Origin of the sequence: Phyllobacterium sp. 628 (genome assembly GCF_014189505.1) — a bacterium.
Lineage (GTDB): Bacteria > Pseudomonadota > Alphaproteobacteria > Rhizobiales > Rhizobiaceae > Phyllobacterium.
The window spans coordinates 176,745-200,792 of sequence record NZ_CP050302.1 but is presented as its reverse complement, the minus strand read 5'-3'; the positions used below and the strand labels follow the sequence as shown (position 1 = coordinate 200,792).

Here is a 24,048-nt window from a genome sequence, read left to right as displayed (position 1 = left end):
CCGGATCGCCTCATGGGGGCAGGCCAAGCGGGCATCGCAGGGTTATGTATCATAGCGGCGATATTTGCCGACACAACGGTCGCACTATCGGCTGCCAAGTGCAGTCCTCACGAGCAGCGGGTTGCTAAAGCAATCAAGGAGGGCAAAGCTCTCTTGAAAGAGGAAAAATTCAAAGACTGGATTGATAAGGGTTTGCGTGCCGATGCTCCTTATAATAAGAAGCCCTACACGACATACCTCGCTTGGTATGAGCGTATAGGTGGCTTGAGCGCAGCACCCGATGGCTCCCATACTCCTGAAATGACCAAGTTTTTTGAGACACACGGGTTTACGCCATCAGCTGCCTATTCCGTCATTGAAGATTATGCTCTTCACGGAAAACCAAACTCGAGTGTCGATCTGGGTTTTGAAGAGAAAATGAACGCGTTTCATTGTCCATGATCACTATTTTCTGTGACTTCGGCTCCTTTCCATTGTGACCGCCGGCAAACCCAAGCATGGTTACAATCTCATGCGACGGGAACTGTTGCTGGACAACCAGCCCCGGTTCGCCCGATGATATGTTGTAAAATGCACAAACGCGATCCCGTCCGCCCGGGGGTTGGAAAACGTTTTGTATCGGGCTGCGGGGCGAACTCGTTAGGTTAGGTCAAATTGAAACAACGCTTGATGTTCATTGCCGTATTAGCGGGGTCTGTCGTTTATCTGATTTTTGCCGCAAGGGATCGAGTTTCTGCGCCTACCAAGCCAAGTAATCTCCAGCAAGACAGCGATGCCATCCCCTATAAATTGTTCCGGGATGCTGCGGGCCACGAAGTGCGCATTACAACCCCCTTGCTGGACAAGTTCCCCTACGCAGGAGATGCTAATTTCTGCCTTGAACTGCGAGAAATGACCCAATCCAATGCGGATGCGGCGGGTGAGCTTCTGGAGGGATGTGACAATCTCACAACTGGAACGGTGCAGGAAGTAATTCAAAAGCGCATCGCATTGGCTACAATTGTCGGCGACCAGGACGAGGAATACACCTATTCTCTTTCTGGAAGCGCCAGCGATCGGGATAAGCGCATAGTCCTGGCTATTTCGGCCCTACATGCATCGCTTGACGCAGCTTCTCCCAGTAATCCGGCGCAAGCTTTTTCGGCTTTGGAAAAGCTCTGGATTGCGAGGGATGTGAGTGACACCTTTGCTTATTACAACCCGGGATACCTGTTTGGCCCAGCTATCAAAACTGAAGCTGGCGAAGCGATGCTAACCCTTTGCCCCCTCGTTGGACGTGGCGACTGTGACACATACGTGCCCGGCGGAATGCCTCAGGCACTTGAAGATCTCGGCCGGTGGCGATCCGACGAGGCCATGTTACTACGTTCCGCAGAACTGCTGGAGCGACAATATAGGGCTGTCAAAAACCCCGATAAAAGAAGGGAGCTCACATTTGCCGAGGACTACTCTGCGAAACTTGGTTATGCCAACGAACTCAACTCGGGAGACGGAAGTGCATATGCCAGACGCGGTGTGAAACCTCTTGAAGAGTGGCTGAGCAGGTATGAAAGCAGCACCGATGAGCGGGCACTGCAATACATCTATGGCAAAGTTGGTGCAGCGTATGGCCGTATCGCATCGACTACCGAGCAGCGCGCAGACGCTGAAAAGGCGGTAAAATTCAATACTTTGACCTTCGATATCGCTAAGAAACTGAACAGCGATGGTCCCAGTTGGGGAACGATGGCAAATCTTGGTGATGATATCCTGCTCGTGGCGGAACTGGACGGGCAAGAATCCGAATTTCGGCAGGCATTGAAACTGCATCGTGACGCCTACGAGATCACCCAAAAGGAAAACTCGAAGGAGTCCTCCGCGTATATGAATATGAAGCTTGCGCGAACACTTCAACATTACGCCAAGGCAGAACTGCCAGAAGTTGCGGCTACGCAAAAGATTGCCATGCTTGAAGAGGCGATCACCCTGGCCAAGGGCGTAAGGCCTCTGTTCGAGCAAACCGGAACCAAATCGTATCTCAAAATTACGGAAAGCGTACTGAGCGACGCAAATGCCCAACTGATCAAGCTCCGCCAATCGAAGAGCCAGTGAAAGTTCGCCAAAATTCCAATTATCGGCATTTATAAAGGAAGACTTACGAGCCTTTCGTGGCGCGTACAACCGATCATTTTCTCATGACTTCGGGGTTTGTACGTCAGTTTCAATTCGTAATCTCTAGCTGAAAGAGCGTAAGCGATTAGCCTATCCCGTTCAGATGCTGGCTCGCATTGGGAGGGACTTAGCAAAGCAAGCAGCATCGGGACGGTCGATGTACTTGCCAAAGTTAGCGATACGAGCGTAGCCATGATTCTCATAGAATCGGATAGCGCGCAGGTTCACGAGGCGTGTTTCCAACCAGAGCTCATCGTAGCCATCATCAAACGCTTTCTTTTCAAGAAACTTGAGTAATGCAGCGCCAACCCCTGCGGTTTCCGCCAGAGCGTACATTCGTTTTAACTCTGCCACGTTGGAGGATATTGGCCGATACGCCCCGCAGCCAACTGGAATGCCTTGCTCGTTTCTGGCGACGACAAAGATGGATCTTTCAACAGACACGTCACTCGGATCAAACGAGCTTCGCCCACTGTCTCCGGTTATGGTCGCCAGCGTTTGAGACAGACCGTCGATAAGTGCAATTGCATCAGGGTGTTCAGGTAGACAGGCTTGAATGGTATACATAAAGTTGTTTTTACACTTGTTAGAGCTACGGAAGACTACTAGGAGAGCATAACGTTTTGTGGGGCAAACGGTTTTACAATTGGTATATTCAGTTTCTAGCGTGGCCCAATCCGACATAACAGAAGCTCATTTTCTTGCCTGCCCCACAAAACGTCATGCCCCCCTTGCCTATCCACTTTCTAAGTGCTCTTTTGCCTTCCAGAGGCGACAATGGTTCCTATTGATTGCTCTAGTTGATCGCTCTGGTGCTGCGAAATTATACGAGCGGACTTAGGATCCGATAAATCATAATCGTGACAAAGCTCATCAGATAACATTTGGGAACTTTACTGCATGGTCGATGTTATTGACTTATAGGAGTCCTCTCTCCAGTAGCTTGCAAGATCGTCAACTTTGCTAAGTTGAGTCACGTGATGACGGCAGGAGCAGGCCATGATCTCTTCAGTAACGGTTACGGTGATGGTCGAGATTAGACCTGATGCTTGGTCTGGTTATCTGAAACACTTGAGTGACTTACTCAAAGATGCGCGTACATTTCCTGGGTTACAGGACATTCGCGTCGTCGAACATAAACAGCAGCCAAACAAAATTCTATTTATCGAAAAATGGAACACGGAAGCGGACTATGACGCTTATGTCTCCCATTGTGCTATTCACGATCATGCCAAGGCTTTCAGGACGCTCTGCGTTGGAGAGCCCTTCAAAGACGTTTGGGCGGTAGATATTTCCGGCACGTGATTTACCCGAAGAAACGTATCGACCATATGGCCCGGAGCGATTTCTTAACACGAGACCTACGGCATTGGGTGTGGAATGCCCGAATGCGTCATTTAAAGCCGGATTGCGCATAAACGCGTAGGTTGAACTGAGATTGGGCGTATAGTGGTTGCAGGCCTAAACGGATAAAAACGCCGGCTGAAAGGAAACACACATGATTGAGATCATTGGTCCTCGAAGATCATCAGGGCATCCGCAGAGAGCTATGGATTGCCAGACAAACATGCAGCGTCGGTTCGACGTTTTGGCAGGTGATGCCGAGGCCGCGGGATGGCACACTACTGAGGTGGCGACTGCTCTACTGGAATTGTCTATGAACCGCATTGAGGCTCGAAAGGCAAAATTACTTCGAGAGAAACTAGATCTTGATGACCAGCATCGCTTTGGTGACAAGTCGCGTTCCTGATCGTAAAGTCGCTGCTTGGATCCTTGCTTGTTCGAATCTTAAACGATCAAACAAATTTCGATTGTGATTGAATCACTCTTACTTGGTCGATTTTTGATCGCACAGGCGCTGGACTGCTTCTGTCAGGGATAAGACTTCTTTTTCTCTGAGCAGGTCAATCTTCTGATGCAACAGTTCCATTTTTTCATGCAGCAATTCGATTTCGAGCTCCGCCTTGATGTTGATCCGGTAATCGTTGTCTGCCTCTTTCCGGTCGATATCCTGCTGCCTGTTCTGGCTCATCATGATGAAAGGAGCCGCATAAGCGGCCTGAAACGATAGGGCGAGATTGAGGAGAATGAATGGGTATGGATCCCAGCGCTGTACATAGGCAGTTACATTCAAGACAATCCAGAAAAACAGAATTGTTGTCTGAATGATTATGAACGGCCAAGACCCCATGGTTGCGGCAACTTGATCAGCGATTTTCTGACCACGGGTTAACCCCGCTTCCAACTTTCTGGGCTTGAGATTTCGTTCTTTGCGCCGGTGCATCCTGAGGTTCTTCAGGAGCGTTCGGTCGGTGCTGCCAAGGGCCGTTTTATCCGCTTCGTGGTCAGTCATTTCATTGCACCTGCTGGATCAGTACTCCCGCCGAAGGTTCCTATACAGTGTCAGCTCTGTGGTTTCACAGACAGTTTTGCATTGGTTGCGTTGGCTTCCTTATCCAATCGCAATTCCCGCAATCGAGCGGTTTTGACATTGCGTGCCTGGATGAGCTGGTCTTCCTCAGACAATATTGGCCTATCCTTCGGAGACGGAGTCTGGATCTTTCTGAATGATGTCTCTGCATCATCACGCGTCTTCTTCGAATTTTCACTCATGTCATATCTCTGCTGTTATTTTTTGTTCCTGAAATAGTCTGCGGTTGCCAAGCCAAATTCAACGGCAACTTCAGCGCGGTTTCATCAAATCGTTCAAATAAATTTCAATGGCAAGCAATGTGTTCGTATTGAGTGCCAAAGCCATTGTATCGGTGATCTCAATGATGGCTGCCAGAATCTCATCATTGTGCCAGCCAGCGTCAGAAGCATCGCCAATAATAGCGATCAGGCTGTCTTTGAGCGCCATCTGACACTCAGAAAACCGGTCCGGGTGATTTAAGGAGAGCTCTGGTTCGGCAATCAGCATGATAAATCTCTATGAGTGAGCGAAAAACCCTTTAGCTCGCCTGCTTTATGGCCTTATGTCCGGTTGTCTCCAGGATCGAAATACGAAAATAGACCGGTTTAAGCTCCCTGACTTTGTCCCTGATTACGGTTTTAACGTAAGCAGGCTGCCACCATTCGGGTGTCTTGCTGAGAATATTGTGGGCGCCATCCCTGGCGGCTATATGTTCCGGCGCATCCGTCAGCTCCTCATAAGTTCCGGTGACCAGGACACTGTGCCAGTTGTTGGTTGCTGATATCTCATCAAATTCGACGCAAACCTTGGGATTGGCCCGCATCCAATCTACCTTTTTTCCCGCGGTGGTCAGAGAATAGAGATAGACCACGTCGTAAGTGAAACTGAGAGGAACGACATAGGGCTGACCTTCCTTGGAACACGCCAAACGTCCCACGGTGGCGCGTTGCAGGAGGGATTTGATTTCCTGTCCAGTCATCTCTTCAATGATCACGGTACCCTGCTTTTTTGTGGCTGGCGGACTTCGCATCGTGTTTTCCAGCCACCCAAAAATTCCATTTGCCATATCATTCACCAATCAGCTGTTTCGACGGCATCGCCACACGTTCAATTGCTCGAACCAGGTCTTTTTCCCGAAAAGGTTTTTGCAGAACGACAGCATCCGGACTAAGAGTTACATCGCTAAGGTCGTCACCGCTGACGAAAATATGCGGTACAAAACCGTTGAGAAGAATTTCTTCCACGGCTTTCACGCCACTTCCTTCCCCCAACCCTGCATCGACAATCATCAGGTCAGGTTTGGTCCTCAAGGCTGCTGCTACAGCTGTGGCTTCAGTGGATTCCATAGCACAGATATCATGTCCCATTTCGGTGATAACCTCCGCCAACAACATGGCAATCAAAGGCTCGTCTTCGACGATCAGAACGCGAAGTATTGTCATCAGTACCTTTGCCCCCGCTGCAATGTTTAAAGCTGCAAACGCACTTTCAAATGTAACCGGATATCTCCCGGCTCAGGTCAGTGACGACCGCAACATTAAATTTAGCTCAATGGCGATAGGGAGCACAGACTCGGAAAATACCTAGTCCAATAGGAGAGCTTGGGATGGTGCAGGTCACCGAATAAACGCTTCAATCTGCAAACTCGTGGTACCATGCTCGTATACCGTCACCGGTGTGACATCTGAAAGGTAACGCCAATGCGTGGAACTCCTCAGCATGAGGTCAAGGCACCACGAACGCAACGCGGGCGTCCAACACGTGGGCAAGCCGCCAGTCGCGACAAAATCGAGGTCTTTCCGGTCGTTGGAATAGGCGCTTCGGCAGGCGGCCTTGAATCCTGCAGCAGGCTACTGGATGCGTTGCCTGCTGATGATGATATGGCATTTATTCTGATCCAGCATCTCGAACCAACCCATGACAGCATGATGGTCGAACTGCTGGCAAGCCATACGAAGATGACCGTCAGGCAAGCGGCCGACGGGATGCTGGTGGAGCCAAATCACGTCTACGTCATAGGGCCCGGGACCTATCTGGCAGTCAATGACGGAGTCCTGAGGGTCTCCGAGCCAATCGCTCGCCATGGTGCACGTCTTCCCTTTGATTTTTTGCTCCAATCCCTGGCAACAGAATACGGGAAAAGGGCAATATGCATTGTTCTTTCGGGAACTGGTGCAGACGGCAGCCTCGGACTTAAAGCGGTCAAAGAAAACGACGGTTTCGTTATTGTTCAAGATCCGAACGAGGCCGCTTATGATGGCATGCCAAAAAGTGCGATCAATACGGGATTGGTTGATCTTGTACGGCCAATTGCCGAAATACCCGGTGCACTGGCTGCAAGTGCGCAAACCGGGACAACACATGAACCTGCTTTGGTGCCCGGAGCGGGCGCGTCAAAAAACTGGCTGCATGAAATAGTGGAGCTACTGCGGACCAATACGGTTCATGATTTTCGTTTGTATAAACAGGGAACTCTGCAACGCCGAATTGAACGTCGTATGGCGTTGTCTGCAATTACTGCGGGAGATTTCGCCCGATATTTGGAAGTTCTGCAAAGCAACGCCAACGAGTTGGATTTGCTGGCCAAGGACCTGCTCATCAATGTAACGAGTTTCTTTCGTGATCCAAAGGTGTTTGACTACCTTGAAAATACGGTCATCCCGGACATGGTCCGAAAGCATGATCTGCATGTGCCCTTGCGTATTTGGGTTGCAGGCTGCAGTACAGGCGAAGAGGCTTATTCTCTTGCCATGGTTTTCATTGAACAGATCGCCAAGTCCAAGCGCAATATCAAGCTGCAGGTCTTTGCTTCCGACATTGATGCCGACGCCATAGCAACGGCACGCAACGGCAGTTATCCCAAAGCCATCAAGCAGCACGTCTCAGGCAAACGCCTTGCACGTTTCTTTTCTCGGGAAGACGACGGCTACAGGATATCGCCTGAGATACGGGCAATCGTGGTTTTCACAATACAGGATGTGTTGACCGATCCGCCATTCTCGCGTCTCGATCTGGTTTCCTGCCGCAATATTTTGATCTATCTCGGCCCGGAAGCGCAGGTGAAAGTCATTTCACTGTTTCACTTTGCCCTGCTGGACGGCGGCATTCTCCTGCTTGGTAACGCTGAAACTGTTGGACAGATAGCGGGACGTTTCGATGTCATTTCAAAACCAGAACGTCTCTATCGACGCGCCGGCCGCAGCCGTGTGAGTGAAATTGCCTTTCCCGTTGCACCCGGTAATGTTTCCAGGGAAAATCCACGCCAGACGCAGGTTCAGTCACAACAGGCCATTTTGGCTGAGCTGTGCCGCCGAACGATATTGGAAAATTACGCGCCGGCCGCTGTTCTGATCAATCGCAGACATGAATGCATCTATAGTTTGGGACCGACCGAACGCTATCTGCGCGTTCCATCTGGTCAGCCAACACATGATTTGCTGGCCATGACACATCACGGTCTGCATACCAAACTGCGCTCCGCCATCCAGAAAGCGGGACAGGACAATACGCGAGTGCTTGTAGAGGGATGCCGGATGTCCATTGGGGGCATCTCACAACTATTTAGCATTGACGTTCGACCCGTTCGAACCGGCGCGGAAGATCTGCTGCTTGTTTGCTTTATCGATGAACCAAAGCGACCACTGCAGGAAATGCGGCCCTTGTTGGATGGCAACAATTCACGGGTTACGGAACTTGAACGGGAGCTCGACATCACGCGGACCGAGCTTCATGGGGTTATCCGGGATCTCGAGATTTCCGGCGAAGAGCAGAAGATCATCAGCGAAGAAGCACTTTCGTTCAATGAAGAGTATCAATCAACCAATGAGGAGCTTTTAACCTCCAAGGAAGAACTGCAGTCGCTCAACGAGGAGTTGACGGCTCTGAACAGTCAGCTGCAGGAAACATTGGAGAGGCAGCGCACAACGTCGAACGATTTGCAAAACGTGCTTTACAGTACGGATGTTGCAACGATTTTCCTGGATATCAGGCTCAATATTCGCTTTTTCACGCCGGCAACCAGATCGCTTTTCAACGTCATAGCTGGAGATATCGGCCGCCCGCTTGCGGATCTCCACTCTTTGGCAGCTGACACGGATCTTTTGAAAGATGCGCACACAGTGCTCAAGAGCCAAGCGCCACGTGAAGCCGAGATTAACGCTGAAAGTGGTGCTTGGTATATTCGGCGCATCTTGCCATATCGTTCGCAGAACGATGAGGTTGAAGGGGTGGTGATCACCTTTGCCGATATCACCGAACGCAAACTTGCCGCTGACGCATTGGAAGCAGCCAAAAGACAGGCAGAGCTGGCCAACGTTGCAAAATCCCGGTTCCTGGCTGCAGCAAGCCACGATCTTCGGCAACCATTGCAGACGCTTACTTTGCTCCACGGCCTGCTGGCAAATACCGTTGAAAGCGAGAAGTCCAAGAAGCTGGTTGACAGATTTGACGCAACCCTTGGAGCGATGTCGGGTATGCTCAACACATTGCTTGATATCAATCAGATCGAAGCAGGCACAATCCGTACCAATATCACCAGGTTCCCGATGAATGAGCTGCTCGGCCGGTTGGCCAATGAGTTCAATTATGTTGCACAGGCAAAAGGTCTGATCCTACGCGTGGTAGCTACGAGTGTTGTCATCGAAACGGATCCACGGCTGCTTGAGCAGATGGTTCGAAACCTTCTGTCCAACGCACTAAAATACACCTCAGCTGGTAAGGTTCTTCTGGGATGCCGCCGCCGCCAAGGCAGTCTGATCATTGAGATATGGGATACGGGAATCGGAATTCCGGAGCATGAACAACAGGCCATATTTGAGGAGTACCACCAGATCGATAATTCAGCGCGTCAGCGCAGTCACGGGCTGGGACTGGGTCTGGCGATCGTTCATCGTTTGGGTATTCTGCTCAGCCATCGTATTCGGCTGAACTCAAAGCCTGGCCGTGGTTCCGTTTTCTCAATCGAGATCAAGTTGGCCGCACGATCTGCGCTACTCCAGATTGAAAGCGGGGAAGACGTTGTCGATGCGGTAATGGCTGTCGATCCCGCCACCGGAACGATCATGGTCGTTGAGGACGATCCGGAATTGCGTGATTTGCTCGAAACTCTGTTCAAAGACCAAGGATATAAGGTATTCACAGCTCCTGACGGGCCTTCTGCAGTGGACGCAGTGATACGCCACACCGGGAGGCTTGATCTCATTCTTGCGGATTTTAACCTGCCGAATGGAATGGATGGGCTGCAGATTGCGGACAAGCTTCGCGAGCATCTAAATCGCCAGGTTCCCGTCATTATCCTGACGGGAGACATATCCACTGCAACGCTCAAAGACATATCTCGGCATGACTGCATCCATCTTAACAAACCGGTTAAGGTCAATGAGATGGTACAAACAATCCGGGATCTGATTTCCGGAGCACGGAATACAAAGACAGCCAGTAAGTTGTATTCCAAAACTGTTGACGGTTCTAGTGGCAAACCCATGACTTTTGTCGTCGATGACGACAGCTATTTTCGTCAGGGAATTTGTGACGTGCTGGAAAGTGATGGACAAAGGGTCGAGGCGTTTGCCAGCTGCGAAGCTTTCCTTGAAGCCTATCGTCCCGGTCAGGAGGCATGTCTGCTGGTTGACGCCTATCTGCCGGGAATGAGTGGCATCGAACTGTTGCAGCGCTTAAGCGATAAGGAATACCGGTTGCCCTCCATTATGATTACCGGAAACAGCGACGTCTCCATGGCGGTCGATGCCATGAAGGCGGGAGCATCTGATTTTATCGAAAAGCCTGTCGGCAGCGATGAACTCCTTGCAACTGTCGCCCGCGCGCTGGAGCAATCACGAGATGAGAACAAGCGGTCTGCATGGCATGATGAGGCGGCTGAACATATACTTGGGCTTACGCTACGCCAGAAGCAGATAATGGAGTTGGTTCTTGCGGGCCATCCCAGCAAGAACATTGCCGCCGATCTTGGTATCAGTCAAAGGACTGTAGAAAACCATCGGGCATCGATTATGAAGAAAACCGGGTCGAAATCTCTTCCTGCCTTGGCAAGGTTAGTCCTGGTGGCTGCGGGCAACAATACTGGCCAGCCGGCAAACGGTTTAGCCAGCGGTGCGAAAACGCAGGTTTAGCTCATTTCCTAACAACCAAATGGGTATTTTCCGAGGCTGCTCAACGCAGTGGCTGCGCCAATATAATGGCAGGACAAGCGATGTGATCTTAACATTGCCAGATAAGGCAGTAGTCCCATGTCAAAGCCCAATGCAAAAACCGCGGCTTCGCAAACCGAAGGCGATCTGCCCAGAGAAATTGAGCTGAAGCTCCTTTTCCATGCCAAGGATATTAACAAGATCACCAATGCGACGGCAATTGCGCAAGTTGCGAAGACGGGATGGACGTCAACCGATCTGACGGCGATCTATTTTGATACCGAGAACTTTGATTTGCATAAGTCGGGATACGCGCTGCGCGTCAGAAACAATGGCAATCACAAAATCATGACATTGAAGAGCAACTCTATGGGTGCGGCTTTACTCGAGCGAATGGAATGGGAGGTACCTGTCGAGGGAATGACGCCCGATGTTGGTGCACTGGACATGGTTCTGCCAACTGAACTTATGCAGCAAGTGAAAGACAGTGGACTGCAGCCTGCATTTACGTCGGTGGTAAAACGGTTAACGCGGCTCCTGGCGCAGCCGCACGGTATGATTGAACTTGCCATTGATTGCGGCCGGATTGATGCTGAAAAGCGCTCCGAAACCATCAGCGAATTGGAACTTGAACTGAAAGAGGGCATGAGCGAAGCCATATTTCAACTCGCACAAGACCTTGGAACGATTATCGCAGTCTGGCCAAGTGTCCGCAGCAAGTCGCAACGGGGTTTTGATCTTGTGTTCGATCGGCCGCCACTTATCGTTAAGGAGCCAGATCCGATTTGGGACCGACACGTTACGCTTGAATCGGTTCTGGAAGCCATTCTTCGGTCTACATACCGGAATGTGATGGAAAATCAGGCCGTAGCAATGGATGGCAGGGAACCGGAGGGCCTGCACCAGTACAGGGTTGCACTGCGCCGGCTGCGCTCGGTGCTCCGGCTTGTGCAGACGTTTTCCGCGTCCTTGCCGCCGGCAACCTTTCGCGAGGATGCGAAACGATTGTTGACGTACTCGAACGACGCAAGGGATTGGGATGTTTTTTGGGCCGAGGCGATCCCGAAAATCAAGCAAGCACAGGCAAGCGCCCAGGAACTTGAAACTCTCAAGCACGGGGCGGAGCAAGGTCGCGCCAAAGCGTATAACAAGATTCGAAAGGCAGCTGGCGATCCAAGAACCGGAATGTTCCTCATTGAACTGGGCCTTTGGATCGAGCAGAAGGGTTGGAGAGATGGTCTGGAAGCGTCCAGATCGGAAGTCCTTGCTGAAACAGGGCGCAAGTTCGCACGAAAGGCGCTCCAAAAGCTGCATGGCAAGGTTCTGAAACGGGGTCGTCATTTCGCCAAGCTCGACCCGAACGAACGTCATAGGGTTCGCATTGCGCTTAAAAGATTGCGCTATACGGCAGATTTTTTGCTGCCCTTGATCCATCACAAAAAATCCGGGCGCAAATACATCAAGATAATCGCATCGCTGCAGGATGAACTTGGTCGCTCCAATGATAAAGCCAACACCAAGAAGGCCTTGCTTCAGATATCAGGGAGTAAAGCGCTGTTGGGCGGATATCTCGCCGCCCACACTGGCGTTGAACGCAAGAAGCGATTGGTCAAAGGGGATGATCACTTAATGACCACTGCCTGGAAAGCGTTCCAGGCAGTTCGTATTCCATGATCAGGTCCGGATGTCGTGCAAAGCCATAAAGGCCCGGTAAAGAACCCGAGGGTCGAACTTTCCCTTATAGACAGCCGGTGGCTCGCGTTTCAGACCAAGAAGAGCATAAACAGCTTCTTGTGCCGAGCGGATTGAGTACTCAACCGTGAACACAACATCATCCGGCAGTTCAACAAACTGTCCTGCAAAGGCGAGATTTCCGTAACCTTTCGGCATGACCTGCGGCCTGTCTCCCCAACGGCGTGGAAGAAACTGGCTGGTAATGAATGGCATCATGCAGGGTATGCAAATGCTCGTCTCCAGAATTTTCGCCGCTTCCGCCTTTATGCGCAAATGACCCAATATTTCGGTCATGATTTCACGACCCGTGCAGGCTGACATGGGTTTTTGGACGAAGTCACCCGGCTTATCGACAGAAAGGCCATATCCCCAAAACACCACGACGTCGTCCGGCTGGCCGATAAAATGCGGTTGGTGCGGAATGACAATAGAGGCCAGCCAGTTTGAATCCGGGAACGTGATCAAGCCGCCTTCACCTGGAACATTTCCCGTAAGATCGCGAACGATTTCCAGAAAGGTATTGTCTGTCGATGTTGTTGTGAAAGATACCCACTTGGAATCATCGATATGATTGGAGAAGGCTGACGGTTGGCCTAGCTCCGGCTTTCCATCAGCCATTTTTTCCCAAAGTGCCCAGGATGCTCCATAGGTTTTGCCATGCAGGGTGGGTGCAGTGTCCATATTCCCAAGTGTTGACGCTTCGGTCATGGATCCGAGAGTGACGATTACATAATCCTCGGGGCCAACCGCAATGTGGCTGAACTCAAAACCGCGTTTGATTTCAAGGGACGTGACACTTTCCTTGCCGTCGTTTTGACCAATAACGATATCGGTTACACTTGATCCCAGTTTGAAGACCACGCCACGCTCGTCCAGCCACTTTTGCAGCGGTAGGACCATTGAATCGTATTGGTTATAGACAGTGCGCATGATGCCTTCGAGCCGCTCGAAACCGCCGACCATGTGGGCAAATCTCACCAGATACCGCTTGAATTCGACAGCGCTATGCCAAGGCTGGAAGGCAAAAGTCGTACACCACATATACCAGAAGTCGGTTTTGAAGAACGTTGGGTCGAACTGTTCCGTTATGCTGGTCTTGCCTAACAAAGCTTCCGGTTCAAGAACCAGACGTTCAATCGTCAAGATGTGTTTTTCGCTCAAGCCAAACTCAGGTGCAGTTTGCCTTTTGCCATTTCTGACAAGGCGCGACTTGGACGATGTCTTCATCGTCTTGTTCCAGTCGAGGATTTCGTCGGTAACTGTCTGCGTGCCGTCGAGGCTCGGAATTGAGGAGAAAAGCTCGAACGTGCATAGATATTTACTCTCCAGCATTCGGCCGCCGCGCAGTACATAACCGCCTTCAGGCGTGCCTGAGCCGTCAAGGCTCCCTCCAAGTTTGTCCTGTTCTTCAAAAATCGTGATATTGCTCCCCGGCACGTCGCCGTCGCGTATCATGAAAGCTGCAGCTGCCATGGATGCTATTCCGCCACCGACGAGATAAACCTGAGGGGCATTGGCTGTGGTAAGGCTTTCAGGTTCAACTGAGGTCTCAGTAGTATGATCTAAATATGCCATTCGAACTCCTCGTTTCATGGATTGTATCGATGGATGGGTTGAAAAGGTGCGCCCATTGCATTTAGCGGGCCCCCTAAGGTCACGAGAGCACTCACATCGGGATGGGCTGATGCCGTGTTCTGCAGGTCGTTTATTGATTGTACAGAGCTGGGGTCACCGCGACCGCACGCCCGTTCCATTTTCCGTTCGGTCAAAAATACCGGACTGGTACTTGCTCAGATAGAGTCGGAAACTACTCACCCTGCTTTTTCGCTATCCTGTGCAATCTGCTTTTGGCATCGTCGATCAGCGGGGTGATTGCACTGGTTAAAAGGATTGCGGCAAGAAACAATGTTGCCGAGAAACCAAGCTGTTTGAAGCCTATGGCTCCGATGACGCCGCCAATGAAAAACAGCGCAACAAGTGATGACAGAAGCTTGAGTTTACCTCGATCTGCCCTGACAGCTGGTTTATGGGCAATACGTGATGAAACGTTCCAATAGAAAAGTTTGCCGAGTTCTATCCCGACGTCGGTCGTCATGCCCGTGATATGCGTGGTCCTGATCCTGGCATTGGAAAGTTTGGTAATGATGGCGTTTTGCAACCCCATGATGAAACAAAGAAGCATCACGGTGGCAGGCACGAAAAGCCACTGGAGTTGAGCAAGATTACCGCCAAGCAGTCCAAAGCCTATTAACAGGCATGCTTCCACAACGAGCGGAAAGGCATACTCGCTTTCCAGCGATTGACGTCGACCCCAATTTATCAGGATGGCTGAAGTCGCCGCTCCGAGAACAAACGAAACAAATGCTCCAATTCCGGCGAGTAGCAGGCTTGTTTCGCCGAGAGCGAGATTATCAGCCATGGAGGACACGATGCCCGACATGTGTGATGTGTATTGCGTAACCGCCAGATATCCGCCTGCATTGACGGCCCCGGCCACGAATGTCAGCAAACGGGCAAGATGCCTATCCGACATCTCGCTTCGCTCGCGTCCGGTTAACTTCCGCAGATAATTGATCATTGGTTTATGCCGAAGCACCAAAACATCTGCCCAACTCAAAAGCAGACGTTCTGGAAAGTTCAGGCAACCTTTTTTGCAGCCACTGTTGGCTCAAGGGCAGTATGCACTTTTATGGTCGTTGGATTATGGGACCCAAGAATTGTCTTGGCACGCGCAACGTCTTCAGTCGTTCCTTCGACCATCACGACAAACCCGTCTGCTTTAATGGCGGTTTCGTACTCAATCACACTGTCTTTTGGGATGCCCAAACTGAACAATGCTGCTCCGAGTGCACTCATTCCACCGACAATGACAGCGCCTTCGATGCCCGCAATGATCATGGATGCGAGAGATCCAAGCAGAATGACAGGACCAATGAAGGGTATTGTGATGAAAACGCCGCCGAAGAAAAGGCCCCACAACCCGCCCCAGAACGCTCCGCGGGAACCCCAGAAGTTGATACGGTCACCGACTTTGTAGAAACCGATGACTTTTTCTTCCGTGTGGAATCCCTTTCCGATGACACTGAGATTTTTCATGTCAAAATCGGCTGCCGTCAACTTCTTGACAGCAGATTCAGCTGCATTGTGATCAGGAAATACAGCAACGATTGCGTTTTTATGTTCCAATTTTTTCTCCTTGAGGAAGGCAGTTTGACCGATCATTCGATGTCACCCGTTTTGCTTTGCCAATCGGTCACCGCGCCTTGTCGGTATGCTTTTGAACATTGGAAATAGCGCTTTGAGAGTATCGGCCGCGTGGGTGCGATTGAAGCTTCGGAAACTACTCACCTGTTTGGGAAGGACGTCAGTAGCTGCGGCAAGCTGTTTCAATTGTGTGCCGCCAGGTAACCCCATCTCATTCCAGCTGAGTAGTTTCCGAGCCTACCGTTGTGGGCCTTCCAGAGCATACTCTTTGGATGCGTTGAGCGGATTGATTTCAGATCGAAGCCTCAATGGCCGTCGCCACGGCGTTTCGAATGCCGTCTCGTTCGAAGTGCAAATGCACTGCTGATCGACCAGAGATCTTAGAAGAGGACCATATGGCACACAGCATGCAAGCAGCAGTTGTCGAGCAGTTCGCAAAGCCCTTGGTGCTTCGTGAATGGGATATTCCGATACCGGGACCTGGCCAAATACTGGTCAAAACTGAAGCATGCGGCGTATGTCATACGGATCTGCATGCGGCACATGGTGACTGGCCGGTTAAGCCAACGCCACCGTTTATTCCGGGTCACGAAGGTATTGGCCGCGTTGTCGCGGTTGGAAAAGACGTTAAGAACGTCAAAGAGGGCGACCGCGTGGGTGTTCCATGGCTCTACTCGGCATGCGGTCATTGCGAACACTGCCTTTCTGCCTGGGAAACCGTATGTGCGGAGGCCGAGTTTGGAGGCTATACCAAGAATGGCGGCTTTGCAGAATACATCCTGGCTGACCCTGATTATGTTGCCCATATACCCGCAGGCTTGAGCGCCATCGAGGCCGCTCCGATTATTTGCGCGGGCATTACGACCTACAAGGGCATCAAGGAGACCCAAACCAAGCCCGGTGACTGGATTGCGATCTCAGGTATTGGCGGGCTGGGACACCTCGCCATCCAATATGCCAAAGTTATGGGCCTCCAGGTTTGTGCAGTGGATATTGATGACGGAAAGCTTGCTCATGCGAAAAAACTGGGCGCAGACCTCCTGGTCAACGCCAAGCACGGTGATCCCGCGGCCGCTGTCATGAAGGAAACGGGCGGAGGGGCTCATGGTGTCCTGATCACAGCGCCGTCGCTTCCGGCATTCAAACAAGGAGTGGCAATGGCACGCAAGCGGGGCACGTGTGTCCTCGTTGGACTGCCGCCCGGTGAGTTTCCTGTCCCACTGTTTGACGTTGTGGCAAACTGCGTGACGATCCGTGGTTCTTTTGTCGGAACCCGGCAAGACATGACGGAAGCTTTGGCATTTGCTGCCGATGGAAAAGTCAAAGCCGATATCGAGTTGCAACCATTGACAGCAATCAATTCGGTCTTTGACCGGCTCAGCCGTGGTGATGTTGCCTCTAGAGTTGTCCTGGAGTTCTGACATGAACCATATTCAGCCGATCAATCAGGAAATGCCGGCATCCGGCCCCCTTTCAGCAGAGCTACTCGAAAAGATGCATGCCTATTGGCGTGCAGCCAACTACCTTTCGGTCGGTCAAATTTACCTGAAAGACAATCCACTCCTTGAAACGCCGCTTGTCCCGTCGGATGTGAAGCCTCGATTGCTCGGACATTGGGGCACCACGCCAGGATTGAATTTTCTCTATGTTCATCTCAACCGGTTGATCAAAGAGAATGACCTCAACATGATTTACATCATAGGTCCGGGTCACGGTGGACCGGGTATCGTTGCACAGACATATCTGGAAGGCTCCTACACCGAGCACTATCCCGCAATCGAACGAAGCCGAAACGGATTGCATCGGCTGTTTCGTCAATTCTCATGGCCATATGGAATTCCAAGCCATGTGTCTCCCGAAACGCCAGGTTCAATTCACGAAGGCGGGGAACTCGGTTATTCCCTGGCGCATGCCTATGGCGCTGCATTCGACAATCCGGACCTGATCGTCAGCTGCGTCGTTGGTGATGGTGAAGCGGAAACCGGAGCGCTTGCCACCAGCTGGCATTCAAACAAGTTCTTAAACCCGGCACGTGATGGTGCCGTCCTTCCGATATTGCACCTCAACGGCTTCAAGATCGCAAATCCCACCGTTCTGGCGCGCATTAGCCGTGAAGAACTGACGGACCTGTTTCGCGGCTATGGCTACGAGCCGCATTACGTTGAGGGAGACGATCCGGCACTCTTGCATCAAACGCTTGCTGCAACACTTGATAAAATCCTGAAGGAAATTCGCCAGATCCAGAAGACGGCACGTTCAGGCGAGGATCGGGCACACGTTGATCGCCCGCGCTGGCCCATGATCATTTTTCGGACGCCAAAGGGCTGGACCGGACCGAAATTTGTCGACGGCAAGCCCGTTGAGGGTACGTGGCGGGCACACCAGGTTCCTATAGCGGATTTCAAGAAGCCGGAGCATCTGCAGCAACTTGAAGATTGGATGAAGAGTTATAAGCCGCAGGAGCTATTCGATCAGCAAGGTAAGTTCAGACCGGAGCTTGCCGAGTTGGCTCCGACAGGGCAACGCCGTATGGGCTCGAACCCGCACGCCAATGGCGGTTTGTTGCTGCAGCCGCTATCGATGCCGCATTTTCATGAATATGCGGTCGCTGTGCCAAGACCGGGAACTGTTGAAGCCGAAGCGACACGCGTTCTGGGAGGATTCCTGCGGGACGTGATGAAGCTTAACCTGGCAAAGCAGAACTTCAGGTTGTTCGGTCCTGACGAAACGGCGTCGAACAGGCTGGATGCTGTCTATGAGGTTTCCGGCAAGGTATGGATGGCTGAGAAGCTGGAAAACGATACTGATCTCAGTGCCGACGGCCGTGTCATGGAAGTACTCAGCGAACACCTTTGTCAGGGCTGGTTTGAAGGATATTTGCTGACTGGCCGACATGGACTGTTTTCTTGCTACGAAGCATTTATTCACATCATTGATTCCATGCTCAACCAACACGCAAAGTGGTTGAAGGTGAGCCGGGCAATTCCATGGCGCAGGCCCATAGCATCCCTTACTTATTTGCTGACGTCACATGTATGGCGACAAGATCACAATGGCTTTTCGCATCAGGATCCTGGATTTATTGACCATGTGGCCAACAAGAAGTCGGATGTTGTGCGTATTTATCTGCCACCGGACGCGAACTGTTTGCTGTCAGTTGCCGATCACTGTTTGCGAAGCCGGGGATACATCAACGTGATTGTTGCAGGCAAGCAGCCCGAGTGGCAATGGCTGGACATGGACAGTGCGGTTCGTCATTGCACCGCTGGAGCCGGCATCTGGTCATGGGCCAGCAATGATGACGGTGATCCGGATGTCGTCATGGCTTGCGCAGGCGATGTACCCACGCTCGAAACCATGGCAGCCGTCACTCTGTTACGGACCTACCAGCCTGATATCAGAGTGCGCGTCGTCAATGTCGTTGACCTGATGATCCTGCAACCTCAGTCCGAACATCCACACGGGCTGGAAGATCAGGATTTTGATGAGCTCTTCACAGAAGACAAACCGGTCATTTTCGCATTTCACGGGTATCCTTCCCTGATTCACAAGCTGACATACAGGCGGACAAATCACCGCAACATCCATGTTCGTGGATACAAGGAAGAGGGGACGACGACGACACCGTTTGACACCGTCGTGCTGAACAATCTGGATCGCTATCAACTTGCTCTGGATGCGATTTTACGGATCCCCCGCTTCAGCGGCGAGGCCGACAAAGCCAAAGCCCGCTACTGGACCATGATGGAGGAACACAAACTCTACATCAGTGAACACGGCGAAGACCTGCCGGAAGTACGCAACTGGCGTTGGAACCTATGAATATCGCAGTTTCACCAGAGCACATCGTGGCCAAAAGTGAGCGTGGCATGCACGTTCTTACGCTCAACAGCGGATCGTCGTCTCTCAAATTTGGATACTATCGAGCAAGCGCCTCCCGGACGAAGGTTCTGGTTTCGGGCGAGGCCGATTTTTCTGACAGTGATCAAGGAAAATTTTATGCTCATGGCTCCCGCAAGTATGATCTGACGACCGAACCAACACCTATCAGAAACCAGAAGGATGCGTTCGGTCTCATTATAAAGTTTCTCCGGGACGCGAAGATGAGTATGCCTGATGCTATCGGACATCGCATTGTCCATGGCGGCCCCAAACTTCGAAAACATTGTTTGATCAATAAGGCCGTGCTGGAGCAGATCAAAGGTGCACATGCTTTTGCACCGTTGCATCTCCCCGACGAGCTTTCTGTCATTCAGCTTGCCCGGGAACACTTTCCGCAAGTGCCTCATGTTGCATGCTTCGATACGGTATTTCATACAACTATCCCGGATGTTGCACGCACCCTTCCATTGCCTATCGAATATCGATCGGAAGGTATCGAGCGATACGGATTCCATGGGCTGTCGTGTGACTCGATCGTGCATCAGCTACGCGGAAACCTGCCAAAGCGTTTGATCGTTGCGCATCTTGGCAACGGTGCGAGTGTCACTGCCATTCGTAATGGCAGATCCATCGACAACAGTATGGGTATGACGCCGGCTGGCGGATTGATCATGGGAACACGTTGCGGCGATCTTGATCCAGGTGTCCTAGTGTACGTCGCCCGTGAAAAAGGCCTTGATGCAAACGGGCTGGAAGACCTCATCAATCATCAATCGGGCCTGCTGGGCATCTCGGGGTTGTCAAGTGATATGCGACGTCTCCACGAGGCTTCGCCGTCAAATTCGAACGCCAGGCTTGCAATAGATATGTTTGTTTACACGCTCCGCAAGCAGTTGGCGGCGATGGCAGCAACATTGGGCGGCGTCGACATGATTGTATTCACCGGAGGTATTGGAGAGAACGACGCGGAGATCCGTGCTGCTACCTGTATGGGATTGTCCGCCTTTGGACTCATAATCGATCACCACCGGAACGTTGCAGTCAAAAGTCCGATCAGTGCACCTACGTCGTGTTGCGACGTTCGTGTTTTAACCTCTGATGAGGACGAGCGGATCGCCCATCATACGAGAGCAATCGTATCGGCAAATAATTGCCAGAATGAACAACATCATCGAACGCGCGTCGCCGCGACCGGAGAGGCCAAAAAGTGAAATCAACAAGTTCAATACATGCGAAACGTATCGGCGACACCGAACCCGGTGAGCTGATCCGAATTAAGATTGTCGATGAGTTTTTGCTTGGTATCGTGCTGTCCAATGATGATGGCCGATACATTGTGGGAACACTTGATCCCATCAGCAATGAGGTCCAGTACCAGGTCCACATCAGTCTGAGCAAAGACCAGCGATGTATTTCCTACGGTGTCGATTGGCTTATCGAGCCGATCCTTACTGACGCAAGCTGGCCTGCTCACTCCAGATTCAACTGGACGCCGGGGGCGCTGTTTTTAAGCAATGACGAATATTCGACCGTGTTCAGACATCACGCATCATCGTGTGACCACGGTGAAATCCTATATGATCTCAGCAATTCGGTTTTGCTCGAGAGATTCCCTGATGGAGCAGCTCCAATCACTGCCTGGAAAATCTGGGCCAGTCAGCGTGATTACACGCATCCGGGCGCTCAGCCTTTATTTGAAGTCACTGATGTGAAAATCTTTGCCGATTAAAGTTTCTCGCCACCCGATTGGAAACCAGATCATGGCTCAAACTGTAAGGCATTCCGAGACCCATTTCATTGTCCGTATCGGTTGGCTGAGAGCTGCGGTGCTTGGGGCTAATGACGGGATTGTATCAACGGCGAGCCTGATCGTTGGCGTTGCAGCTTCATCCGCAGGTCAAGGAGCCATCCTCGTGGCCGGAGCCGCGGGATTGGTTGCAGGGGCAATGTCGATGGCGGCCGGCGAATATGTGTCAGTCAGTTCGCAGTCAGACACAGAACGGGCCGATCTTGCAAAAGAGAAGAAGGAACTGGCTGCCTATCCGGCAGACGAGCTCGAGGAGCTGACACAGATCTACATCAGACGCGGACTGGATGCCGACTTGGCAAAACAGGTTGCGGTCCAGCTTTCTTCCAAGGATGCTCTTACAGCACACGCCCGGGATGAACTTGGCATATCCGAATTCACCACGGCAAGGCCCATCCAGGCGGCTTTGACTTCGGCCGTAGCGTTTTCAATTGGTGCTGCACTACCGCTGGCAATGGCATTTCTGTTTACCGCAGGCTCGTTGATAGTGGCAGTGTCTGCTGCATCACTCTTGTTTTTGACTCTGCTGGGAGCACTTGGGGCTCGCGCCGGCGGAGCTGATCCGGTCCGCGGCGCTTTGCGTGTTGCCTTCTGGGGCGCTGCAGCCCTGGCGCTGACCTCCGTCATCGGTTCGTTGTTTGGCGCTGTGGTTTAAGCCAAGTGGGCTACCGCGCGCCAGCATCCTATTGGTGCTTGGTCAAAGTAAGACGATTCACTGCGTGAGCCGGCGCAGATCAGACAATTATGGATACAACCATGGATAACCTTGAAATCTTTCAGCGGCTCGGTTTGGCAATCGCTATCGGAGCGACCGTCGGAATTGAGCGGCACTGGCGCGAGCGCGATGAGGAAGATGGAAGTCCCACCGCCGGTATACGTACGTTCACATTAATTGGAATGTTTGGTGGCGTGGCAGCCCTCATTGATCACCTGCTGGCAATCAGCGGCGGAATACCCGGATTAATGTTGATCGGATTCTTTGTAACATTCATGGCCGCGTTCACATTGTTCCAGATGCGTGAAGCCATCGCGGAAGCAAGTTTCAGCGTAACGTCAATTATAGCTGCAATGCTCACGTTTTCCCTCGGTGCGCTGTCGATCTGTTAATAAGCGTGCAACTTTGACCCTGTTTAGGGGATAATCGGCGTTCAATTTTGATCCCCTTTCAACGTTAGTTTGACCATCTGTTTTTGGAACGGATGGAGCGGGAGTTGAAATCAGTGGATAGCATAGCGCGAGTTCGCCGAGCCTTTCATGTTCAAGGCTGGTCGATGAAGAAGATCAGCCGAGAGCTGCATGTTTCGCGCAACACGGTGCGCAAGATCCTTCGCTCCAACGAGACAGCATTTTCCTATGATCGAGAGCACCAGCCGATGCCGAAGATTGGCCCATGGCGTGAGCATGTTGAACGGTTTTTAGAGGCCAATATCGGCAAACCGTCTCGTGATCAACTGACGCTAATCCGGATTTTTGAAGGTGTACGCGACCTTGGGTTTGAAGGCGGTTATGATTCCATCCGGCGCTATGCGAAAGCTTGGGCAAAAAAGCGTGGTTCTGCAGCGACAGATGCCTACGTGCCGCTTTTCTTTGAGGCAGGTGATGCCTACCAATTCGACTGGAGCCATGAGGTCGTTGTCATCAGTGGAGTGACGATGACGGTGAAGGTAGCGCATATGCGGCTTTGTCACAGCCGAATGATGTTTGTGCGCGCCTATCCACGCGAAAGCCAGGAGATGGTTTTTGATGCGCATGACCGGGCGTTTGCCTTCTTCAAGGGAACCTGTACACGCGGTATCTACGATAATATGAAGACCGCGGTGGAGACCGTGTTCGTCGGCAAAGAGCGCCAGTATAATCGCCGCTTTCTCCAGATGTGCAGCCACTATCTGGTTCAGCCTGTTGCCTGCACTCCGGCATCAGGCTGGGAAAAAGGCCAAGTCGAGAACCAGGTTGGATTTGTGCGTGAACGCTTCTTCACGCCGCGCCTTCGCTTCGAAACTCTGGAAGAACTCAACGCATGGTTGCTCGATAAATGCATCGCGTACGCCAAGAAACAACGCCATGTTGAACAGAGTGACCGGACGATCTGGGAGGTCTTTGAGAAAGAACGGAGCAAGCTGATCCCCTATGCGGGACCATTCGACGGTTTCCACAGCGTCCCGGCGGCTGTGTCGAAGACTTGCTTGGTACGCTTTGACAACAATGCCTATTCCGTCCTCTCCACGGCAGTTGGCCGTCCTGTCGATATCCACGCTTATGCCGACCGGATCGTCATCCGCCAGGGCGGTGTTGTCGTTGGCGAACATGTTCGTGCCTTCGGACGCGGCAAGACGATTTATAATCCCTGGCATTATATACCAATTTTAGCCCGCAAGCCCGGTGCACTTCGCAATGGAGCTCCTTTCCGTGAGTGGTATCTGCCCGCCGCAATGGAGAAGGTTCGCCGGAAGCTGAAGGGCGTGAGTGATGGTGACCGGCAAATGGTGACGATCCTTGGGTGCGTTTCCACTGATGGTCTGCCGGCAGTTGAGGCGGCCTGCCAGGAAGCCCTGAACCAAGGCGTCTTCTCAGCATCCGTGATCATCAACATCCTAACCCGCAGCAGGGATCCGGCTCCGGCCGTCACAGTTCTCACCCCTGATGCGCTGCGCCTGACGCATGAACCCGTTGCCAATTGCGCACGCTACGACACTTTGAGAAAGGCAAGCTGA

Annotated in this window: 20 protein-coding genes and 1 pseudogene; 13 read left to right on the top strand and 8 right to left on the bottom strand. The window is 51.8% G+C overall.

Annotation, left to right across the window (positions count from 1 at the left end; translation table 11 throughout):
- Positions 1–12 precede the first annotated feature (12 nt).
- Together HB779_RS21510 and HB779_RS21505 are read left to right on the top strand one after the other, a co-directional pair.
- Positions 13–441 (top strand): hypothetical protein, encoded by a 429-nt coding sequence (locus HB779_RS21510; RefSeq protein WP_188346374.1) that lies wholly within the window; start codon positions 13–15, stop codon positions 439–441.
- A gap of 213 nt (positions 442–654) precedes the next feature.
- Positions 655–2,091, top strand: a complete 1,437-nt coding sequence (locus tag HB779_RS21505; RefSeq protein ID WP_188346373.1) for a hypothetical protein — start codon at positions 655–657, stop codon at positions 2,089–2,091.
- Positions 2,092–2,250: 159 nt separating this feature from the next.
- Here HB779_RS21505 and HB779_RS21500 read toward each other — a convergent pair whose 3' ends face one another.
- Positions 2,251–2,835, bottom strand: a complete 585-nt coding sequence (locus HB779_RS21500) for a GNAT family N-acetyltransferase (RefSeq protein ID WP_371823953.1) — start codon at positions 2,833–2,835, stop codon at positions 2,251–2,253.
- A 315-nt stretch (positions 2,836–3,150) separates the two neighbouring features.
- Between HB779_RS21500 and HB779_RS21495 the strand changes: the two genes are divergently transcribed.
- Positions 3,151–3,456, top strand: a complete 306-nt coding sequence (locus HB779_RS21495; RefSeq protein ID WP_188346372.1) for an antibiotic biosynthesis monooxygenase family protein — start codon at positions 3,151–3,153, stop codon at positions 3,454–3,456.
- 193 nt (positions 3,457–3,649) lie between these two features.
- Entirely contained in the window at positions 3,650–3,901 is a 252-nt protein-coding gene (locus HB779_RS21490; protein WP_188346371.1) for a hypothetical protein, read from the top strand.
- Positions 3,902–3,979: 78 nt separating this feature from the next.
- Here HB779_RS21490 and HB779_RS21485 read toward each other — a convergent pair whose 3' ends face one another.
- The 4 genes from HB779_RS21485 to HB779_RS21470 form a co-directional block, all read right to left on the bottom strand.
- The gene (locus HB779_RS21485; protein ID WP_188346370.1) at positions 3,980–4,504 is read right to left on the bottom strand and encodes a DUF1003 domain-containing protein; all 525 of its coding nucleotides are present in this window, start codon (positions 4,502–4,504) and stop codon (positions 3,980–3,982) included.
- Between the two features lie 330 nt (positions 4,505–4,834).
- Positions 4,835–5,071, bottom strand: a complete 237-nt coding sequence (locus HB779_RS21480) for a hypothetical protein (RefSeq protein ID WP_188346369.1) — start codon at positions 5,069–5,071, stop codon at positions 4,835–4,837.
- 31 nt (positions 5,072–5,102) lie between these two features.
- Positions 5,103–5,630, bottom strand: coding sequence for a pyridoxamine 5'-phosphate oxidase family protein (locus HB779_RS21475; RefSeq protein ID WP_188346368.1), 528 nt, complete (start codon positions 5,628–5,630; stop codon positions 5,103–5,105).
- Position 5,631: 1 nt separating this feature from the next.
- A complete protein-coding gene (locus HB779_RS21470) occupies positions 5,632–6,006 on the bottom strand; it encodes a response regulator (protein WP_188346367.1) in 375 nt (124 codons plus the stop codon).
- A 258-nt stretch (positions 6,007–6,264) separates the two neighbouring features.
- On the opposite strand from HB779_RS21470, the gene HB779_RS21465 reads away from it, so the two are divergent.
- Positions 6,265–10,692 carry a chemotaxis protein CheB gene (locus tag HB779_RS21465; protein WP_188346366.1) on the top strand — a complete coding sequence of 1,476 codons (4,428 nt, stop codon included), beginning with the start codon at positions 6,265–6,267 and terminating at the stop codon, positions 10,690–10,692.
- 117 nt (positions 10,693–10,809) lie between these two features.
- Entirely contained in the window at positions 10,810–12,384 is a 1,575-nt protein-coding gene (locus HB779_RS21460) for a CYTH and CHAD domain-containing protein (RefSeq protein WP_188346365.1), read from the top strand.
- On the opposite strand, the gene HB779_RS21455 is transcribed toward HB779_RS21460, so the two are convergent.
- The 3 genes and pseudogenes from HB779_RS21455 to HB779_RS21445 all read right to left on the bottom strand — a co-directional run bounded on the left by HB779_RS21455 (position 12,385) and on the right by HB779_RS21445 (position 15,630).
- Positions 12,385–14,019, bottom strand: coding sequence for an oleate hydratase (locus HB779_RS21455; RefSeq protein ID WP_188346364.1), 1,635 nt, complete (start codon positions 14,017–14,019; stop codon positions 12,385–12,387). It abuts the gene before it with no gap.
- Between the two features lie 256 nt (positions 14,020–14,275).
- Positions 14,276–15,022 (bottom strand): annotated as a pseudogene (locus HB779_RS21450) (YoaK family protein); the annotation flags it as partial.
- 59 nt (positions 15,023–15,081) lie between these two features.
- A complete protein-coding gene (locus HB779_RS21445) occupies positions 15,082–15,630 on the bottom strand; it encodes a general stress protein (RefSeq protein ID WP_188346362.1) in 549 nt (182 codons plus the stop codon).
- Between the two features lie 413 nt (positions 15,631–16,043).
- Here HB779_RS21445 and adhP point away from each other — a divergent pair, with 413 nt between their 5' ends.
- The 7 genes from adhP (at position 16,044) to istA (ending at position 24,048) form a co-directional block, all read left to right on the top strand.
- Positions 16,044–17,069, top strand: coding sequence for an alcohol dehydrogenase AdhP (gene adhP, locus HB779_RS21440; RefSeq protein WP_188346404.1), 1,026 nt, complete (start codon positions 16,044–16,046; stop codon positions 17,067–17,069).
- Position 17,070: 1 nt separating this feature from the next.
- The gene (locus HB779_RS21435) at positions 17,071–19,470 is read left to right on the top strand and encodes a phosphoketolase (protein ID WP_244642817.1); all 2,400 of its coding nucleotides are present in this window, start codon (positions 17,071–17,073) and stop codon (positions 19,468–19,470) included.
- Positions 19,467–20,741 (top strand): acetate/propionate family kinase, encoded by a 1,275-nt coding sequence (locus HB779_RS21430; RefSeq protein WP_244642813.1) that lies wholly within the window; start codon positions 19,467–19,469, stop codon positions 20,739–20,741. Before HB779_RS21435 ends, HB779_RS21430 begins: the two co-directional genes overlap by 4 nt.
- The gene (locus HB779_RS21425) at positions 20,738–21,259 is read left to right on the top strand and encodes a hypothetical protein (RefSeq protein ID WP_188346361.1); all 522 of its coding nucleotides are present in this window, start codon (positions 20,738–20,740) and stop codon (positions 21,257–21,259) included. Before HB779_RS21430 ends, HB779_RS21425 begins: the two co-directional genes overlap by 4 nt.
- A 31-nt stretch (positions 21,260–21,290) precedes the next feature.
- Positions 21,291–21,992 (top strand): VIT family protein, encoded by a 702-nt coding sequence (locus HB779_RS21420; RefSeq protein WP_188346360.1) that lies wholly within the window; start codon positions 21,291–21,293, stop codon positions 21,990–21,992.
- A 101-nt stretch (positions 21,993–22,093) separates the two neighbouring features.
- Positions 22,094–22,444: an MgtC/SapB family protein gene (locus HB779_RS21415; RefSeq protein WP_188346359.1), complete on the top strand. Its 351-nt coding sequence runs from the start codon at positions 22,094–22,096 to the stop codon at positions 22,442–22,444.
- A gap of 104 nt (positions 22,445–22,548) precedes the next feature.
- A complete protein-coding gene (gene istA, locus HB779_RS21410) occupies positions 22,549–24,048 on the top strand; it encodes an IS21 family transposase (protein WP_188346358.1) in 1,500 nt (499 codons plus the stop codon).

Excerpts from the sequence above, each read along its gene's own strand:
- HB779_RS21490 (WP_188346371.1), top strand. The coding sequence starts at position 3,650 with ATGATTGAGATCATTGGTCCTCGAAGATCATCAGGGCATCCGCAGAGA.
- adhP (WP_188346404.1), top strand. The coding sequence starts at position 16,044 with ATGGCACACAGCATGCAAGCAGCAGTTGTCGAGCAGTTCGCAAAGCCC.
- HB779_RS21460 (WP_188346365.1), top strand. The coding sequence starts at position 10,810 with ATGTCAAAGCCCAATGCAAAAACCGCGGCTTCGCAAACCGAAGGCGAT.
- HB779_RS21500 (WP_371823953.1), bottom strand. The coding sequence starts at position 2,835 with ATGTCGGATTGGGCCACGCTAGAAACTGAATATACCAATTGTAAAACC.
- HB779_RS21485 (WP_188346370.1), bottom strand. The coding sequence starts at position 4,504 with ATGACTGACCACGAAGCGGATAAAACGGCCCTTGGCAGCACCGACCGA.
- HB779_RS21510 (WP_188346374.1), top strand. The coding sequence starts at position 13 with ATGGGGGCAGGCCAAGCGGGCATCGCAGGGTTATGTATCATAGCGGCG.
- HB779_RS21475 (WP_188346368.1), bottom strand. The coding sequence starts at position 5,630 with ATGGCAAATGGAATTTTTGGGTGGCTGGAAAACACGATGCGAAGTCCG.
- HB779_RS21430 (WP_244642813.1), top strand. The coding sequence starts at position 19,467 with ATGAATATCGCAGTTTCACCAGAGCACATCGTGGCCAAAAGTGAGCGT.
- HB779_RS21465 (WP_188346366.1), top strand. The coding sequence starts at position 6,265 with ATGCGTGGAACTCCTCAGCATGAGGTCAAGGCACCACGAACGCAACGC.
- HB779_RS21455 (WP_188346364.1), bottom strand. The coding sequence starts at position 14,019 with ATGGCATATTTAGATCATACTACTGAGACCTCAGTTGAACCTGAAAGC.
- HB779_RS21480 (WP_188346369.1), bottom strand. The coding sequence starts at position 5,071 with ATGCTGATTGCCGAACCAGAGCTCTCCTTAAATCACCCGGACCGGTTT.
- HB779_RS21415 (WP_188346359.1), top strand. The coding sequence starts at position 22,094 with ATGGATAACCTTGAAATCTTTCAGCGGCTCGGTTTGGCAATCGCTATC.
- HB779_RS21420 (WP_188346360.1), top strand. The coding sequence starts at position 21,291 with ATGGCTCAAACTGTAAGGCATTCCGAGACCCATTTCATTGTCCGTATC.
- HB779_RS21435 (WP_244642817.1), top strand. The coding sequence starts at position 17,071 with ATGAACCATATTCAGCCGATCAATCAGGAAATGCCGGCATCCGGCCCC.
- HB779_RS21495 (WP_188346372.1), top strand. The coding sequence starts at position 3,151 with ATGATCTCTTCAGTAACGGTTACGGTGATGGTCGAGATTAGACCTGAT.
- HB779_RS21470 (WP_188346367.1), bottom strand. The coding sequence starts at position 6,006 with ATGACAATACTTCGCGTTCTGATCGTCGAAGACGAGCCTTTGATTGCC.